This is a genomic window from Deltaproteobacteria bacterium, from assembly GCA_005879535.1.
GTDB lineage: Bacteria > Myxococcota > Myxococcia > Myxococcales > 40CM-4-68-19 > 40CM-4-68-19.
In genome coordinates, this window is the sequence record VBKI01000079.1 from 1 (window position 1) to 14,933 (window position 14,933).

General features: G+C 67.1%; 16 protein-coding genes and 2 pseudogenes. 9 read left to right on the forward strand and 9 right to left on the reverse strand.

The window, feature by feature from the left end:
• A partial coding sequence (locus tag E6J58_18295; GenBank protein ID TMB34503.1) for a hotdog fold thioesterase occupies window positions 1-181 on the forward strand: 181 nt, incomplete at its 5' end.
• 20 nt (window positions 182-201) lie between these two features.
• On the opposite strand, the gene E6J58_18300 is transcribed toward E6J58_18295, so the two are convergent.
• Window positions 202-501: an N-acetyltransferase gene (locus E6J58_18300; GenBank protein TMB34504.1), complete on the reverse strand. Its 300-nt coding sequence runs from the start codon at window positions 499-501 to the stop codon at window positions 202-204.
• Between the two features lie 101 nt (window positions 502-602).
• On the opposite strand from E6J58_18300, the gene E6J58_18305 reads away from it, so the two are divergent.
• A complete protein-coding gene (locus E6J58_18305; protein ID TMB34505.1) occupies window positions 603-1,517 on the forward strand; it encodes an alpha/beta hydrolase in 915 nt (304 codons plus the stop codon).
• Between the two features lie 59 nt (window positions 1,518-1,576).
• Here E6J58_18305 and E6J58_18310 read toward each other — a convergent pair whose 3' ends face one another.
• Both E6J58_18310 and E6J58_18315 read right to left on the reverse strand, forming a co-directional pair.
• Entirely contained in the window at window positions 1,577-2,227 is a 651-nt protein-coding gene (locus E6J58_18310) for an NAD(P)H-dependent oxidoreductase (GenBank protein TMB34506.1), read from the reverse strand.
• A 48-nt stretch (window positions 2,228-2,275) separates the two neighbouring features.
• A complete protein-coding gene (locus tag E6J58_18315; protein TMB34507.1) occupies window positions 2,276-2,596 on the reverse strand; it encodes a hypothetical protein in 321 nt (106 codons plus the stop codon).
• Window positions 2,597-2,720: 124 nt separating this feature from the next.
• Here E6J58_18315 and E6J58_18320 point away from each other — a divergent pair.
• A pseudogene (locus E6J58_18320) lies at window positions 2,721-3,932 on the forward strand (peptidase S8).
• Between the two features lie 910 nt (window positions 3,933-4,842).
• On the forward strand, window positions 4,843-5,829 hold the full coding sequence (locus E6J58_18325; GenBank protein TMB34508.1) for a D-cysteine desulfhydrase family protein: 987 nt from the start codon (window positions 4,843-4,845) through the stop codon (window positions 5,827-5,829).
• 12 nt (window positions 5,830-5,841) lie between these two features.
• On the opposite strand, the gene E6J58_18330 is transcribed toward E6J58_18325, so the two are convergent.
• A complete protein-coding gene (locus E6J58_18330; protein ID TMB34509.1) occupies window positions 5,842-9,081 on the reverse strand; it encodes a patatin-like phospholipase family protein in 3,240 nt (1,079 codons plus the stop codon).
• 120 nt (window positions 9,082-9,201) lie between these two features.
• Between E6J58_18330 and E6J58_18335 the strand changes: the two genes are divergently transcribed.
• The 4 genes from E6J58_18335 to E6J58_18350 all read left to right on the forward strand — a co-directional run bounded on the left by E6J58_18335 (window position 9,202) and on the right by E6J58_18350 (window position 11,807).
• Window positions 9,202-9,504 (forward strand): antibiotic biosynthesis monooxygenase, encoded by a 303-nt coding sequence (locus E6J58_18335; protein ID TMB34510.1) that lies wholly within the window; start codon window positions 9,202-9,204, stop codon window positions 9,502-9,504.
• Window positions 9,504-10,223, forward strand: a complete 720-nt coding sequence (ribA, locus tag E6J58_18340; GenBank protein TMB34511.1) for a GTP cyclohydrolase II — start codon at window positions 9,504-9,506, stop codon at window positions 10,221-10,223. The genes E6J58_18335 and ribA overlap by 1 nt, the downstream gene beginning before the upstream one ends.
• An 85-nt stretch (window positions 10,224-10,308) precedes the next feature.
• Window positions 10,309-10,740: a DoxX family protein gene (locus E6J58_18345; protein TMB34512.1), complete on the forward strand. Its 432-nt coding sequence runs from the start codon at window positions 10,309-10,311 to the stop codon at window positions 10,738-10,740.
• 143 nt (window positions 10,741-10,883) lie between these two features.
• The gene (locus tag E6J58_18350) at window positions 10,884-11,807 is read left to right on the forward strand and encodes a cysteine synthase family protein (protein TMB34539.1); all 924 of its coding nucleotides are present in this window, start codon (window positions 10,884-10,886) and stop codon (window positions 11,805-11,807) included.
• A gap of 4 nt (window positions 11,808-11,811) precedes the next feature.
• On the opposite strand, the gene E6J58_18355 is transcribed toward E6J58_18350, so the two are convergent.
• From E6J58_18355 to E6J58_18370, 4 genes and pseudogenes are all read right to left on the reverse strand, one after another.
• Window positions 11,812-12,462 (reverse strand): epimerase, encoded by a 651-nt coding sequence (locus E6J58_18355; GenBank protein ID TMB34540.1) that lies wholly within the window; start codon window positions 12,460-12,462, stop codon window positions 11,812-11,814.
• 51 nt (window positions 12,463-12,513) lie between these two features.
• Window positions 12,514-12,891: pseudogene (locus E6J58_18360) on the reverse strand (arsenate reductase ArsC).
• Between the two features lie 27 nt (window positions 12,892-12,918).
• The gene (locus E6J58_18365) at window positions 12,919-13,251 is read right to left on the reverse strand and encodes a hypothetical protein (protein ID TMB34513.1); all 333 of its coding nucleotides are present in this window, start codon (window positions 13,249-13,251) and stop codon (window positions 12,919-12,921) included.
• Window positions 13,252-13,375: 124 nt separating this feature from the next.
• Complete coding sequence (locus tag E6J58_18370; protein ID TMB34514.1) at window positions 13,376-13,783, reverse strand: NUDIX hydrolase; 408 nt, start codon at window positions 13,781-13,783, stop codon at window positions 13,376-13,378.
• 93 nt (window positions 13,784-13,876) lie between these two features.
• Here E6J58_18370 and E6J58_18375 point away from each other — a divergent pair, with 93 nt between their 5' ends.
• Entirely contained in the window at window positions 13,877-14,449 is a 573-nt protein-coding gene (locus E6J58_18375; GenBank protein TMB34515.1) for an HD domain-containing protein, read from the forward strand.
• A 23-nt stretch (window positions 14,450-14,472) separates the two neighbouring features.
• Here E6J58_18375 and E6J58_18380 read toward each other — a convergent pair whose 3' ends face one another.
• The gene (locus tag E6J58_18380; protein TMB34516.1) at window positions 14,473-14,868 is read right to left on the reverse strand and encodes a hypothetical protein; all 396 of its coding nucleotides are present in this window, start codon (window positions 14,866-14,868) and stop codon (window positions 14,473-14,475) included.
• Between the last annotated feature and the right edge of the window lie 65 nt (window positions 14,869-14,933).

Genomic DNA, 14,933 nt, shown 5'->3' on the forward strand with positions numbered 1-14,933 from the left:
GAACTTCGTCCGACCGCTGAAGCACGACACCGGCCGGGTGCAGGCAATCGGCAAGGTCATTCACCTCGGCGGCAAGGTCGCAACGGCAGAGGGAAGCCTGGTCGACCGCGCCGGCAAGCTCTACGCGCACGCCACGACGACCTGCCTGCTGGTCAACGTACCGACGCGATCCGCGCCCTGATCTCCAAGGTCCTGACGCCTTTATCCGGCGACGACGTCGCGGAACGCCGGCTCCCTCTCGAAGACGGCTTTCGCGAAGGGACAGACGGGGACCAGCTTGATGTGCTCCTCGCGCGCCCAGATGACGGCGGCCTCCACCAGCCTTCGCGCGATCCCCTGGCCACGCAACGACTCATCCACCTCGGTGTGCTCGAGGATGACGAGCTGCCCGTCCGGTGCGGCCGAGAACGTGAGCTCGGCGAGGCGGCTATCTCCACCGTCGATGTAGAACGCCCCGCGATGACCTTTCTGTTCGCGCTGTACGGTCGTGGTCTCGCTCATGTCGAAAGACATTGTGCCTCGGCCGTGGTGCCATCGCCACCGTCATTGTCATCTGGTACGCGCCGTGCTCTACCCGCGCCCTGCATTGAAAGGAGCTCGACATGGCTCGCCTGTTGACAGTCGTCGCTCTCATCGCACCGGCTGTGTCGGCCGCCAATTATGGTCCCCGCTTTCAGCAGAAGATGGTGCCGGTCGAGGGTTGCACCCTGAGCGTCACCGTCGGCGGCGCCGGGCCCGCCGTGCTCCTCCTGCACGGTTACGCGGAGACCGCCCAGATGTGGAAGCCACTGGCGGGACAGCTCGCGCCGCGCTTCACCGTAGTCGCGATCGACCTTCCCGGCATCGGCGACTCCTCGATCCCGGCGAGCGGAATCGACATGACCACCTCGGCAAAGCGAATCCACGAGGCGGTCCGCAAGCTGGGCTACGAGCGCGCCCGCGTCGTCGGCCACGACATCGGCCTGATGGTCGCCTACGCCTACGCCGCCCAGTACCCGAACGAGGTGGAGACGCTGACGTTGATGGACGCCTTCCTCCCTGGGATCGGCGCGTGGAGAGACGTCTACGACGCTCCCGGCCCCTGGCACTTCCGTTTCCATGGCCACACGCCGGAGCTGCTGGTGAAGGGCCGGGAGCGGACCTACTTCGAGCATTTCTGGAACGACTTCGCCGCCGATCCGGCGCACTCGATCCCCGAGGCGGACCGTCAAGCGTACGCCCGGGCCTACGCACGGCCGGGAAGGATGGCGGCGGGGTTCGCGTACTTCGCGTCGTTCATGAAGACAGCCGACGAGTTTGCGCAGTTCGGCAAGACTCAGCTGCCGATGCCGGTGACGTCGATCGGTGGAGAGAAGGCGAACGGCGACGCGCTGGGCGCCCAGATGAAGCTCATCTCGCCCAATCCGACCGTGGTGATCATCAGGGGCTCGGGACACTGGATCATGGAGGAAAGGCCCGAGGAGACCATGGCGGCCGTGACACGGGCGCTCGCGCAGTCCGGCACTGCGCAAAAGTGACAAGAGGGCCGCCGGCGCATGGAGCGCCGGCGCACTCCCCGCACCTTGGCTGGCGGAACCTACGTCTCCGGCTGCAGCTCGGTCTCGCTTTCCAGCGCGGCCGCGATCTCCGCCGCGCGCTGCGTCGCATCGCCTACGGGCGGCGGCGCGCAACAGAGCGGCTCTATCGCCTCTGCAAACCGGACGAACCCGCGCAGATCGCGAAACAGGCGTTCGAACGACGCGGCATCGCGCAGGCCGCCACGTTCGTCGAACGCCGTGGTCCCGTGCGGCAGCGCGAACATGTCCGGGAAGACGATGGCGCCGCAGCCTTCGAGCGGAATCCGCGTCTGCCATAGCCCGCGGACGCCGCCCATCGCCGAAGGGGCCGTGGACATGAGGTAGACGGCGCGCCCCCGCCAAGGCATCGGCCGCGCGCGGGAAACCCAATCGATGGCGTTCTTGAGCGGACCGGGGATCGAGTAGTTGTATTCGGGCACCGCGATCATCAGCGCGGCGGCTCCTTCGACGCGCCGCTGCAGTTTGCGCGCTCCTTCGGGCAAGCCGTGCGCGGCGTCTTCGTCGCCGTCGTAGAGGGGCATGTCGAACTCGCGGAAGCGCACCACGTCGACTTCGGCGCCTTCCCGCGCGGCGAGCCGCGCTGCCAACTGGATCAGCTTGTGGTTCAACGAAGCGGAACGGAGAGAAGCGGCGAACGCGAGGATGCGCATGCCCGAACCTTACTGCTTTCGAGCGTACGTTCCTTCCATCTACCTGCTTCAGAGCGGGAAAGGTCCGAACAGGCGGGCCGGAGCATTGGTGCTCTTGCCATACTGGACCCAGAACTGGACGGGACCATCGCCGGCATCTGCCGACGGCACCGGAACGATCAGTGTCGTCGTGTGTCCGAAGCTCGCCGAGCGCATACGCGGAGTCATGTCGATGCGCGCAAAGTCCACTCCCTCCGGCAACGCGGCGGTGGGCTTCGCCTCGATGGCTACCCCGCCCAGCCTCTCGTAGGCGGCGCGCACGCGATCGGCCTCGGTGGGATCGAGCGTCGCGCCCACCAGGAAAGCCATCGCGATGCCGAAAATTCTCATCCGAGTGAAATGGGGAGCGTGCCTGGCCAGCGCAAATGAATCGACCTGAGCCGAACGTCTCATGCTTGAAGCCATTCCAGCAACGGAACGTGACGCCCCGCAGCACCCTGGGAGGGGTTCATACATGAGGCAGACGAGGACGCCTGGACCGCGCTGCAGTCTCCTGCAGTCGGTGGTTGCATTCGCTCTATTCGCAGCAGCCTGCGGCGGAACCGAATCGCCCAGCGCTGAATTCAAGAACGACAGCTCGCTCGCGACTGCGAGCTCCCACCGTCACGCGCGAGTGTGTGGCAACGCCGCTGCGGGCCACATGCGATGCCATGCGTGGGTCCGGGTGAACGACCTCACCGGCGAGGTGCAACCGTTCGTGACGCCGTCGGGCTTCGGTCCCGTGGACCTGGCGAGCGCATATCAGTTGCCCGCCACCGGCGGAGCGAACATGACCATCGCCATCGTCGACGCGATGGACAATCCCAACGCTGAATCTGACCTTGGCGTCTACCGCGCGCAATTCGGCCTGCCGCCCTGCACGACGGCGAACGGCTGCTTCCGCAAGGTCAACCAGAACGGCGCGTCCTCGCCGCTGCCTGCTTCCGACGTGGGCTGGGGCCAGGAGATCGCGCTGGATCTCGACATGGCCAGCGCCATCTGCCCGAGCTGCAAGATCCTGCTGGTCGAGGCGACCAGTCCCACCATCGGCAACCTCGGCACCGCCGTGAACACCGCAGTGGCGCTCGGCGCCAACGTGGTGAGTAACAGCTACGGCGGTGGCGAGAGCTCATCGGATCCGGGCACCACGAACCAGTTCTTCAATCACCCCGGCGTGCTGATCACCGCGAGCAGCGGGGACGGCGGCTTCGGCGTCGAATACCCCGCCGCCGCGACCACCGTGCTCGCGGTGGGCGGCACCCACCTGGTGCGCAACACGAGCGCCCGTGGCTGGACCGAGACGGCGTGGAGCGGCGCAGGCAGCGGCTGCAGCCGCTTCGAGACCAAGCCGTCGTGGCAGCATGACAGCGGCTGCGCGCGACGCACGGTGGCCGACGTCTCCGCAGTGGCGGATCCCAACACCGGCGTGGCGGTGTACGACAGCTTCGGCTCTGCCGGTCAGACCGGCTGGCTCGTCTTTGGCGGCACCAGCGTCGCCGCTCCGGTCGTGGCCTCGATCTTCGCACTGACCGGGCACGCCAGCGCCACGCCGCAGTATCCCTACTCCAACTCCCCCCAATTCTTCGACGCCGTCGGCGGCAGCAACGGCAGCTGCAGCCCGAGCTACCTCTGCACCGCAGTCGCGGGATACGACGGCCCCACCGGCATCGGCAGCCCCAACGGCAGCGCCATGACGGGAACGCCGCCGCCGCCGCCGGCCAACGACTTCTCCATCTCGGCAAGCCCGAACAGCTTGAATATCGTCGCGGGGAACTCGGCTACCGCCACCATCAATACCGCCACGACGTCGGGCAGCGCGCAGACGGTGTCGCTGTCTGCCTCGCCCACGCCGGTTGGGGTCACCGCCTCCATTTCGCCCACGCCGGTGACTTCGGGCGGCAGCGGGACCCTCACCGTGAGCACCACCACCGCGGCGGCCGCGGGAACCTTCACGTTGACGATCACAGGCTCCGCTGCGTCCGGCTCGCACACGACCACCGTTTCGGTGACCGTCACTGCGCCGGGCGGCACCTGCACGGCAACCTCGCAGCTGTTAGGGAACCCCGGCTTCGAGTCCGGCAACACCACATGGACGTCGACGCCCGCAGTCATCGACGGGACCACTGCCGGCTCGGCGCCGCGGACCGGAACCTTCAAGGCCTGGCTCGACGGCTACGGCCGGACCCACACCGACGACCTGTACCAGACCGTCACCATCCCAACGGGCGCGTGCTCGGCCACGCTGTCGTTCTGGCTGAAGATCACCACCGCGGAGACGACCACCACCACCGCTTACGACAAGCTGACGGTGACGGTGCGCGACGGTGCGGGGACCGTGCTCTCCACGTTGGCGACGTACAGCAATCTGAACAAGAGCACGACGTACGTGCAGAAGACGTTCGACCTGACGAGCTTCAAGGGCCAGACGGTGCGCATCCAGTTCCACGGCACCGAGGACGTCACGCTGCAGACGAGCTTCTTCATCGACGACACCGCGCTCAACGTGACGCAGTAGTCGGCGAGCGCAGGGAATTGGAGCGGCGACCGGGAGACCATTCCGGCCGCCGCTTCGTTCATCGCGGGATTAGGATGCGCCCATGCTCACGGACCGGCTCGCGCGCGTTCGCCTCGGCCACCTCCCCACACCGCTCCATGAGATGCCCCGGCTGGCCCGGGCGCTCGGGGGCCCGCGCCTGTTCGTGAAGCGCGACGACCAGACCGGCCTCGCCACGGGCGGCAACAAGACGCGCAAGCTCGAGTTCAGTGTAGCCGAGGCGCTGCGCCGGGACGCCGACACGCTCGTGACGCTCGGCGCGGTGCAGTCGAACCATGCCCGGCAGACAGCCGCCGCCGCGGCGGCGTGCGGACTGCGATGCGTGATCGTCTTGCGCGGCCACGCTCCGACGGTCGCAACGGGCAACCTGCTTCTCGACCATCTGCTCGGCGCGCGGATCGTCTTCGCCGGCGAGCACCCCCTCGAGCAGGCAGGCGAAGACGTCGTGGCGGCGGAGACGGCCGAAGGTCACCGGCCCTATCTGATTCCCGTTGGCGCGTCCGACGAGATCGGCGCTGCCGGATTCGTCGCTGCCCTCGAGGAGCTGAAGGCTCAGCTCGACGCGCTCCGGCTCCGCGTCGATCGCGTCGTCTTCGCGAGCAGCTCGTTCGGGACCCAGGCCGGGCTTTGCGTAGGCGCCAAGGCCCTCGGTTTCGAGGCACAACTCGCCGGCATTGCGATCGACAGCACCCGGGAAGAGCTGCAGGCCTCGGTCGCGGAAATCGCCGCCCGACTCTCCGCTCGCATCGGCGTCGAGACGTCCGTCCCAGCGGGAGAGGTGGTGGCGTACGACGCGTACGTCGGCGGCGGCTACGCGGTGCTGGGGCAGCCGGAGCGCGAGGCGATCCAGCTCGCGGCCCGCCACGAAGGGATCGTCCTCGATCCGGTGTACACCGGGCGCGCCATGGCGGGGCTCATCGATCTCGTCCGGCGCGGCGAGTTCAGCGCGGACGAGACGATCGTGTTCTGGCATACCGGCGGGACGCCCGCGCTCTTCGCCTACGCCGAGGAGCTTCTCGGGCGGCCCTGATCGAGAAGCTCCTCACTTTCGAGCAGCGCCCCAGAGCGCCAACCAATACGCGAGTCCGTTGAGGTCGCTCACGGAAAGCGCCACTACGGCGTCTCGATGACCGAAGGAGAGAGACCGGATGCCAAATGTGATCGCCAGCCGCTCCTGCAGCAAACCGATCCGCCCGATCACGCCCGGGGTGACCACCCCATCGCCGTTCCAAGGGAAGACGGACTGCGCGCCCACGCCCAGCGATACGCCGCGCGCTCGCAAGGTGGGGATGAGCCCGAAGATGCTCGTCACGCGTCCCGAGCCTTCGATGGCCAGGAGATCGGCGACCGATTCGACGGAGAACCAGGAGGTCACGCGAAGCGCCGGCTCGATCCAGGAGAACGCGGCTCCGCCCCGGACGACGTCCAGCGACACCCGATAGGGAAGCAGGTGCGCAGCGGCGAGCAAGGCCGGATGCGCGCCCTCGGGAGACCTTGCTGGAATCGTCGACGGATCGAGATCGAGCGCCGGGGCACCCGAAAGGCGCTGTGCCCGGCGCGCCCAGAGCTGGCCCAGCCCCACTCCGGTCAGGACGACGTCCGACGGCGCTCGCCGTGCTCGCTCCGAAGAGAAGATTTCCACGGCGGCCGCGCGATCCACCAGCCTTCCAGCGAGGTGGGCCGTCCATCGATCGCGATCCGAGAGGGCTTCGCGCATCGATGGACTCGAAGGGACATAGCCGGAGCGCTGCAGGGCATCGAGTAGCTCCTCGAAGCTCGGGTCCGCCAGGCAGAGGGACTCGGCCGCGCCCTCGCGGCACGGCCCCGTACGCGAGGTCACGGCGAGCAGTGCGGCTCCGAGCTGGTCGCCGGACGGCAGCTCGGAGTCGCCCAACCAATTCCAGGCGGGCTCCGCGAGAAGAAGGGCCGCGGCGGAGCGGTTCCCCAATTGCGCCGTCACCTCCAGCCGCGAGAGCTTCGCGATCACGAACGCCGCCCGCGACGAGCGCCGCAGCCCCAGGTCGTCGACGATCGCGCGCAAAGCCTGCCCGAGGCAGCGCTGCGTCTCCTTGGCGGATGCGTCGAGTAGAAGCGGCGCGTCCGCGCGGAAGACGGCGGCCGGGCGGTCGCCAACCGGGTACGGACCTTGGACCTCGCACTCGTGCGTGGCGATCTGGACGACGGCGTCGTAGACCCCGGAATAGAAGTCGAGATCGCGCAGGGGTCGGTCGAGAAAGCCCGAGAAGTTGAGCAGAGCGCCACCGCCGAGCGGTGAGAAGCGCCGCGAAAGGACGAGCTGCCTCTCCAGAGCGTTGGCCGAGGAAAGCAGCGCAGCGTCCGCGGCGACGGTGCCCGCGCGCGTCGAGAGCGTCCGCAATCGGGGAGCGAGCGCGACCAGGCGGCCGATGCGATCGGAAGCGGCCGCCATCGCTCGCAGCGCAGCGGACTCCAGATTTGCGTCGAGGCCTGCGGCGAGCGCCGCCCGAGCTTCCGCCGCGCTCGACGGTAGCGTGCCGGCCACCTGCTCCTCCAACAAGGACGCGGAGAGCATCACGCGAAGCATCGCCGAGGTCGCGCGCAAGAGACGGCTTCCCGACCCCGCGACGGCGAGAAGATCCCGGCGCAGTTGAATCAGCTCCGCTTCACCCAGGCCCGATGCGGCGATCCCCGGAACCTCGCCGATCAGGAACCGGTAGGACGTGATCGCGATGGTCGACACGTCGTGGATCAGGGCGAGCAGCCGCAACTGGCGGTCGAACGGCGTGCTGGTCGCCGTCAGCTCGGCGAGGATCTGATCGGCGCGCCTGCTGCTCGAGACGAACACGCTGGCGAGTGCGGAGGCCAGCCGCGCGGTCTGCGCAGGCGAGGATCGGGCGTGGCGATCTCCCGCGCCCGCCGTCCCGTTCCGGATCGGTTCTGCGCAATCGGCAAACTGCTCCGCCGCGAGATCGCCCGCCTGGTCCACCGCGCGGCCGAGCTTCCCCAGACAAAGCAAAAGGAACGACCCCAGCGATTCTCGCCGCGGCGAGCGCAGCAGTTGATCGTCCGAGGCCGCTGGCGCGGCGCCGGACGCGTCCGCGACACGAGCCATCTCCTCCTGGATGGCGGATGCCTCGCTCTGGAGCTGGGCGAGGTCCGAGAGCGTGCTCTGCGTCGTCCGCTGCCAGCGCTCGTCCCGGATGGAGCGGGCGAGCTCCGTCGCGCGAGCCGTTCCGATCAGGTTCGCGATCAGCTCGGCGGGAGCAGTGAGACCGGCCCTCGCGGGTCGATCGACGATCGGCGATAGCCGCCGGTGGTCGGGGTCGACGAAGAGGTACGCCGTCGGTGCGAAGGGAAGCGCAAGGCCGCCCGAGGCCTCGGCGAGATCGACGGCGAGGCCGATGGGCGCGTTGTCGAAGATGCCGCCGTCGATGTAGTTGCGCTTGCACAGCTGGCGCGAGCCGGCCGGCTGGATTGCCTCGCAGGAGAGAGAGGTGATGCTCTGACCGACTTCGGGGCCTTCGCAGACGCCGTCTCGCACTATTTCTTCCTCGGGGCACCGGAGCGAGCAGTCGCAGAGCTGGCGCGGGCGGAAAGCGAACGGGACGGCCCCGGAGGCGAGCGCCGCCTGGGTGACCTGGAGCGCGCCGATACCAGAGAGGCCGCGACGCTCGCCGAGAAGAAGTTGCACATCCCCGGAATCGCGGTCGGAGGTCAGGGGGGCGGACACGATCCTCGCTTGCCCGGCTCGATCGACCTCGAACCGCCACGGAATCACGAAACGCTGCCTCCGCGCCGGCAGACCCGCTATCGTGCGCTCCTCGGGCCGATCCCGCGTGACGGTCAAGCCGACGGAAACGGAGCATCCAGGCTTGAAGCGCAAAGCGTTCGACTCGAAAACCTCCTCGCGCAGCCGCTGGAAGGCACGCTCGAGCGGAGCGGCGGTGAACACCCCGTCGGCCGCGGTGAATGCGGATGGATCGTCGGGCAGCAGGTCCTCGAGCCCGACGGGGGCCCACAGATCGTGGAAGAGATTGGTATCGGGATGCTCGTCGCGCGTCTCCATCCGCTCCTCGCACCACATGGCAGCGGCCATGAGCGCGTTGACGGCGCCCGCAGATGCGCCGGTCACCGCGGCGAGATCGGTGCCGCGATCGGAGGCCCGCAGATAGCGGACGATTGCCCAGGTCAAACCGGCTTCGTAGCTGCCCAGGCTGACGCCGCCGCTGATGGTGAGGGCGAGCTTGCCCCGCGCCCCGGAAGGCGGTGGCGCGGCGAGCAACGCGAGGGCGAGAAGGATCATCGCTCTGCGTATTGACACGCTGTGAGTTGCGCCAGCAAGACGGCATCAGCGCGAAACTTTCGCTCGCGAGCGACATCCCTCAAGGATCGCCCACGGCAGACCCGCCGGTACGAGGAAACCATGACCAAAGTCGCGTTGTTCGTCCGTCTGCATGCGAAGCCGGGCAAGGAAGCCGAACTGGAGAAGTTCCTCGCCGGCGCGCTGCCGCTGGCGCAAGGAGAAAGCTGGACGCCGGTCTGGTTCGCGTTGAAATTCGGCAAGAGCGAGTTCGGTATCTTCGACGCATTCGCCGACGAGGCCGGGCGAAAGGCTCACCTCGAAGGTCCGATCGCAAAGGCCCTGATGTCGCGCGCAGGTGACCTGCTCGCGCAGCCGCCGAAGATCGAGCAGGTCGATCTGCTCGCAGCGAAAGTTCAAGGCTGATGACCCTCGACGATCTCGTCGAGCGCGACAAGACCCACGACTGCGCCGGCTACGGCGCGGCGGGCGTCTGCGTGCGAATCGAAGCGGTGGCGGAACTGCCCAGCCGGTTCGGGCGGTTCCGCATCGTCGCGTTCTGGAACAACCGCGACGGCAAGGAGCACGTCGCGATGGTACATGGGGACGTGATCGGCGCGGAGGACGTTCCCACCCGGTTGCACTCCGAGTGTCTGACCGGCGACGTCATGGGTTCATTGCGCTGCGACTGCCGCGATCAGCTCGAGGTCGCGCTGCAGCGCCTGGCCTCGGGGCCGCGCGGCCTGCTGCTGTACCTGCGGCAGGAAGGACGCGGCATCGGGCTGATCAACAAGGTTCGCGCCTACGCCCTGCAGGACCACGGACTCGATACCGTGGAAGCGAACGTCGCGCTGGGATTTCGCGACGACGAGCGCGACTACGCCATCGCGGCGCACATGATCGCCAGCCTCAACATCAAATCGGTCCGGTTGATGACCAACAACCCGAACAAGATCCGCCAGCTCGAGCAGCACGGCGTCCGCATCTCCGGCCGCGTTCCACACGTGATGCCGCCCAATCCGCACAACCAGTTCTATCTGCGGACCAAAGCGACGCGCTCAGGGCATTACATCGACTTCGACGGAAAGGAGCACCTCGCCGAGCAGGACGAGCCAGTGCTGGTCGAAGGCATGCCGGGTGGCTGAGGGCGGAGGCGGTCAGCCGTCCGCACGGCTGCTGGGCGGGACCCTTCCGCTTCCTCGATCGCGGGCGCACCGTGCACTCGGAGGTATGCAAATGACCAAACCTCTTGCGGTGCATGACGCGAAAGTCACCGACACGGTCTGGCTCACGCTACGCCTGGTGTTTGGATTGGTGCCCATCGTCGCCGGTCTTGACAAGTTCACCAACCTGCTCGTCGACTGGTCGAAGTACCTCGCACCCTTCATTGCGCACATGGTGCCGGCCCACGGGTTCATGATCGTAGTGGGCATCATCGAAATCGTCACGGGCATCGGCGTGCTCTTCACGCCGTGGACCAGGATCTTCGCCGCGATCGTCGGGATCTGGTTGATCGGAATCGCGCTGAATCTGCTGATCGCCGGCTTCTACGACATCGCGGTCCGCGACGTGGTGATGGCCCTCTCGGCGTTCTGCCTGGCACGGCTCACGGCGCCGGCGGCGGAGCGGGCGACAGCGATGCGCCCCGCCGAGGCACGGTAGCGCCGCTGCCGGACCGCAGGCGCGGCGTCCCGATGCGCGTCACTTGCTGGCGCTCTTCCCCAGCTGCGCCGCGCATTTCCGCCACCTTGCGCTGACATTTCGACGACGACGCATCTCCGCAAGGAACTCGACGCGCCATGTCCATGGACATTCTCGACGCCATCGGAAACACGTCGATGGTCAGACTTCGCAAGATCATTCCACCGGGCTACGCCGATGTCTTCGTGAAGCTCGAGTGGGAGAACCCCACCGGCAGCCTCAAGGATCGGATGGCGCGGGCGGTGATCTCGCGGGCGGAGGACGACGGCCGACTGAAAGCCGGCGATACCGTCGTCGAATACACCGGTGGCAGCACGGGGACGGCGCTTGCATTGGTCTGCGCGGCGAAAGGGTACCGTATCCGGATCGTCAGCTCCGATGCCTTCAGCCGGGAGAAGCTGGACCACATGGCGGCGCTCGGGGCGAAGCTGACGCTCGTTCCAAGCGAGGGAGGCCGAACCACCAAAAAGCTGATCCTGGACATGATCGAGGCCGCGCGTGCGCTGAGCCAGCAGCCGCACACGTACTGGACCGATCAGCTCAACAACCAGGACAGCATCGCCGGCTATTTCTCGCTGGCCGAGGAGATCTGGACTCAAACGAAGGGGGAGATCGACGCGTTCGTTCACTCCGTCGGCACCGGCGCTTCTTTACGCGGGGTGGCGACCGCGCTGAAGCGATACAAAGCGGGCATCCGGATCGTCGCCGTCGAGCCCGGGGAATCCCCGGTGTTGCAGGGGGGTCAGCCAGGGCCTCACAAGATCGAAGGAGTCGGGATTGGCTACGTTCCTCCGCTCTGGGATCCTGCGCTCGTCGATGAAATCGTCGCGGTCGATACAGACGACGCGAAGGACATGGCCAGGCGCATCGCACGCGAGGAGGCCCTCTTCGCGGGGACGTCTTCCGGAGCCAACGTCCTCGCCTCGATTCGGGTGGCGGAGAAGCTGGGACCACGCGCCAAAGTGGTCACGCTGTTGGCCGACTCCGGCCTGAAGTACCTGAGCACCGATGTGTACAGGAGAGGATGAGCGGTCATGTCCCGAGCGCGCGCAGGTCCCGGCTCTCCAGGACCCGCGTGGGCGCGCCTTTCCGCGCGGCGCGAATCATCGCGCGACCCAGTTCCTCGGTGCTGATCACCGTCCCCGGCGCGATTGCGCGCATCAACAGGAAGAGCGGCCGAAAGAAGGCATAGGCGACCCGCGTCCAGCGCGTCTTCGAGATTTCGCCGTTCATCGCGCGCAGCGCGCCCAGACGGACCATGTACGCGGACGGGAACAGTTCGAGCAGCGCGTCCTCGGTGTGCTTCTTCACCTGCGCCCACATCGCCCTTCCGCCTGTCCCCGCGCCCGACACGTAAACGAACGTCATCGCCGGATTGATCGCCGCAAGCGTCCGCGCCCAGCCCAACGTCAGGTCGTAGGTCAGGCGCGTGTAGTCCGCCTCGCTCATTCCGGCCGCCGATACCCCGAGGCAGAAGAAGCAGGCGTCGTATCCTTGCAGGTCCGCGCCGGCCACGCCGAAGTCGAACAGATCTTCGCGCACGAGCTCGCGCAGCTTTGGATGCGTCTGCCCGGTAGAGCTGCGACCGACCGCAAGCACGGCCTCGACGCCGTCGTCGAGCAAACACTCCCGCAGGACGCCCTGCCCCACCATTCCCGTCGCGCCGAAGAGGATGATCTTCATGTGGTCACGACGATTAGCTACGAATCCGGTCCGTTGCCACCGTTCGGCGGTGAGCAGCGCAGTGACGCGCACGCGTATCTCGTCGCGGATACGCCGGACTTCCTCCAGCGGCTTCCCCTTGGGGTCTGACAGCGGCCAATCGTCCCGCCGGAGACCCGGCACCGCCGGACAGGCATCACCGCACCCCATCGTCACCAGCAAGCTGCCGCGCGTCGCTAGTTCCATCGTCAGGCGCTGCGGCTTCGCGCCCGACAAATCGATGCCCAGTTCCGCCATGGCCGCGACTACTTCCGGATGGACGCGCTCGCCCGGCTCTGTTCCGGCGGAGACGGCTCGCGCCTTCGTCCTGTCGGTCATCGAATTGAAGAACGCGGCCGCCATCTGCGAGCGGCCTGCGTTGTGGACGCAGGCGAAGATGACCGTGTTCACGACGTGGATCGCAACGGCGGAACGCCGTCATTCCTCGGGCGGAGAAGGTTGAGGCCGGGGAGCAAAGAGCGAACCGACCAATGGAAGCGAGGCGAGCTCATCACGAGCCAGCCGCATTGCGCTCATGGCAGCCTGGAGGAACAGCTCCTCCTGGTATGCGAGGCAGTGAGCGGCAATCCGAGCGAGCCAGAGTGAGCTCAGAAAAACGACCACCCCCAAGGCGCCAATTGCCCAGACGAGGGCCGGAGGGGCACCGAGCTCGCGCACGACCAGCCAGAGCAGAACCGCCGGCCCACCGAGAGCGACCGCGAAGAACCCTTCGTAGATCGCAGTCGCAACCATGTAGGTGATGTAATTCACCCGCCGACGATACGAGCCGGAATGCAGGTTCGTCAACGAAAGGACTTCGCCGTAGCCGCTAGTTGACCGGCTGCGCGGTTCCGTTCCGCAGCGACGCCTCGATCGGCGCTGGTTTCAATGCGGCTCACGGGGAACTGACGGACGTAGTCCGCCAGAATTGTTCGAGCGGCGCGGCGTATCCGGGCGCGAGGTGCACGCTGTCGCATTCCGACCTCGTCATCCAGCGAAACTCGACGTGCTCGGAGCTGAGGACGATCTCGCCGCGCCTGTGGCGGCAGAGAAAAGCCACGAGAAACACGAAGTCCGTGCGCCGCGGCGGCTCCGGCAGCCTGATCCAGGCGAGGATCGGACGCTCGACCTCGACCTCGAGAGACGGGCCAAGCTCTTCCCTGAGCTCTCGCCGCAACACCGCGACTGGCGACGAGGTCTCTTCACCGACCTCGATTCGCCCTCCAGGCAGCTCCCAGTACTGCTCGCCTTCGGCCTCGCGCACGAGCAGCAGGCGGCCATCACGGATGAGAAAGGCCTTCATCGCAACCTGGAATCGCTGCAGCGCGGCCGTGCATCACCTCCGCAGGCGACTGAAGGTACACGGCGAAGGCCGCCCCTGCTAGCATCGCGCTAGATGAAGACGCTGTTCGACTTCTTCCGCGAGCGATTCAACCAGCGGGGCACGCTGCCCTTCGCGCCCGGGCCCCACATGATCCAGAGCGCGATGCGGGCGCTCAAGAGCGGCGCACCGGAGGAGACCATCCTCGCATGCCTCCTGCACGACGCCGGGTTCGCGCTGCACGCGCCCGATCACGGCTACTGGGGCGCGCAGTTGGTTGCGCCTTACGTTTCCGAGAAGGTGGCGTGGGCCATCCGCTACCATCAGGCGCTTCGCTTCTATCCCGACCCGGAGGTCGGGTACGAATACCCTGAGTCGTACCGGAAAATCTTTGGTCCCGATTACGTACCCGAGCCGTACATCGAGGCAGCGTACCGCGAGGCGCGCAAGCACCGCTGGTACATGGAGGCGCGCCTGGTCACGCTGAACGACGAGTACAGTTTCGACCCGGAAGCGTCGGTCTCGCTCGAGCCGTTCGAAGACATCGTGGGACGCCACTTCCGCCAGCCGCGCGAAGGTCTGGGGCAAGACGGCAGCGCGGTCGCGCACATGTGGCGCACGATCGCGAATCCAGCACGCCCGCTTTGAGCGGCAGCCGCCTGAGTCACCGGTTACGGTATGACCTCAGGTGACCATTCGCTCCCCGGGGAGTAACGATCGCGACCCGAGGTAACGGAGAACTCGCCGAAGGGCACATCCGCAGGCTTGTGAGTGATCGTACCCGAGAGCGTGCTCCCGCTCAGGTGTCCCAGGAAGCGGAGCTTGTCAGTCTCGAAACGGACCTCGTCGCCCTGCACATCGACGTTCTCGAGCGGCCGACTCCTCACTCCCGCCACCGAACGCCACTCCCCGCGATAGGCGCCGTTTTCGCTCTCGATGTCGAGCGAGAGCGGCTGCAACGAGCCGTCCCGATCGATTTCGCCGACCCAATGCCCGGAGGCAAAATCACGCTGCCGCATCGTCTGAGCACCTGCGCAACCTGCCAGCGCAACCAGGATCGCCATCATCGTCCATTTCGTCATAACGACCTCCCGTCCATCGGTGCGGACATCCGCAACGGTTGAAGATGACC

What these genes read in the sequence shown, in the direction of transcription:
- E6J58_18380 (TMB34516.1), bottom strand. Translation starts at nt 14,868, where the DNA reads ATGATGGCGATCCTGGTTGCGCTGGCAGGTTGCGCAGGTGCTCAGACG.
- E6J58_18325 (TMB34508.1), top strand. Translation starts at nt 4,843, where the DNA reads ATGCTCACGGACCGGCTCGCGCGCGTTCGCCTCGGCCACCTCCCCACA.
- E6J58_18310 (TMB34506.1), bottom strand. Translation starts at nt 2,227, where the DNA reads ATGCGCATCCTCGCGTTCGCCGCTTCTCTCCGTTCCGCTTCGTTGAAC.
- E6J58_18305 (TMB34505.1), top strand. Translation starts at nt 603, where the DNA reads ATGGCTCGCCTGTTGACAGTCGTCGCTCTCATCGCACCGGCTGTGTCG.
- E6J58_18300 (TMB34504.1), bottom strand. Translation starts at nt 501, where the DNA reads ATGAGCGAGACCACGACCGTACAGCGCGAACAGAAAGGTCATCGCGGG.
- E6J58_18375 (TMB34515.1), top strand. Translation starts at nt 13,877, where the DNA reads ATGAAGACGCTGTTCGACTTCTTCCGCGAGCGATTCAACCAGCGGGGC.
- E6J58_18315 (TMB34507.1), bottom strand. Translation starts at nt 2,596, where the DNA reads ATGAGAATTTTCGGCATCGCGATGGCTTTCCTGGTGGGCGCGACGCTC.
- E6J58_18345 (TMB34512.1), top strand. Translation starts at nt 10,309, where the DNA reads ATGCAAATGACCAAACCTCTTGCGGTGCATGACGCGAAAGTCACCGAC.
- E6J58_18350 (TMB34539.1), top strand. Translation starts at nt 10,884, where the DNA reads ATGGACATTCTCGACGCCATCGGAAACACGTCGATGGTCAGACTTCGC.
- E6J58_18370 (TMB34514.1), bottom strand. Translation starts at nt 13,783, where the DNA reads ATGAAGGCCTTTCTCATCCGTGATGGCCGCCTGCTGCTCGTGCGCGAG.
- ribA (TMB34511.1), top strand. Translation starts at nt 9,504, where the DNA reads ATGACCCTCGACGATCTCGTCGAGCGCGACAAGACCCACGACTGCGCC.
- E6J58_18355 (TMB34540.1), bottom strand. Translation starts at nt 12,462, where the DNA reads ATGAAGATCATCCTCTTCGGCGCGACGGGAATGGTGGGGCAGGGCGTC.
- E6J58_18330 (TMB34509.1), bottom strand. Translation starts at nt 9,081, where the DNA reads ATGATCCTTCTCGCCCTCGCGTTGCTCGCCGCGCCACCGCCTTCCGGG.
- E6J58_18335 (TMB34510.1), top strand. Translation starts at nt 9,202, where the DNA reads ATGACCAAAGTCGCGTTGTTCGTCCGTCTGCATGCGAAGCCGGGCAAG.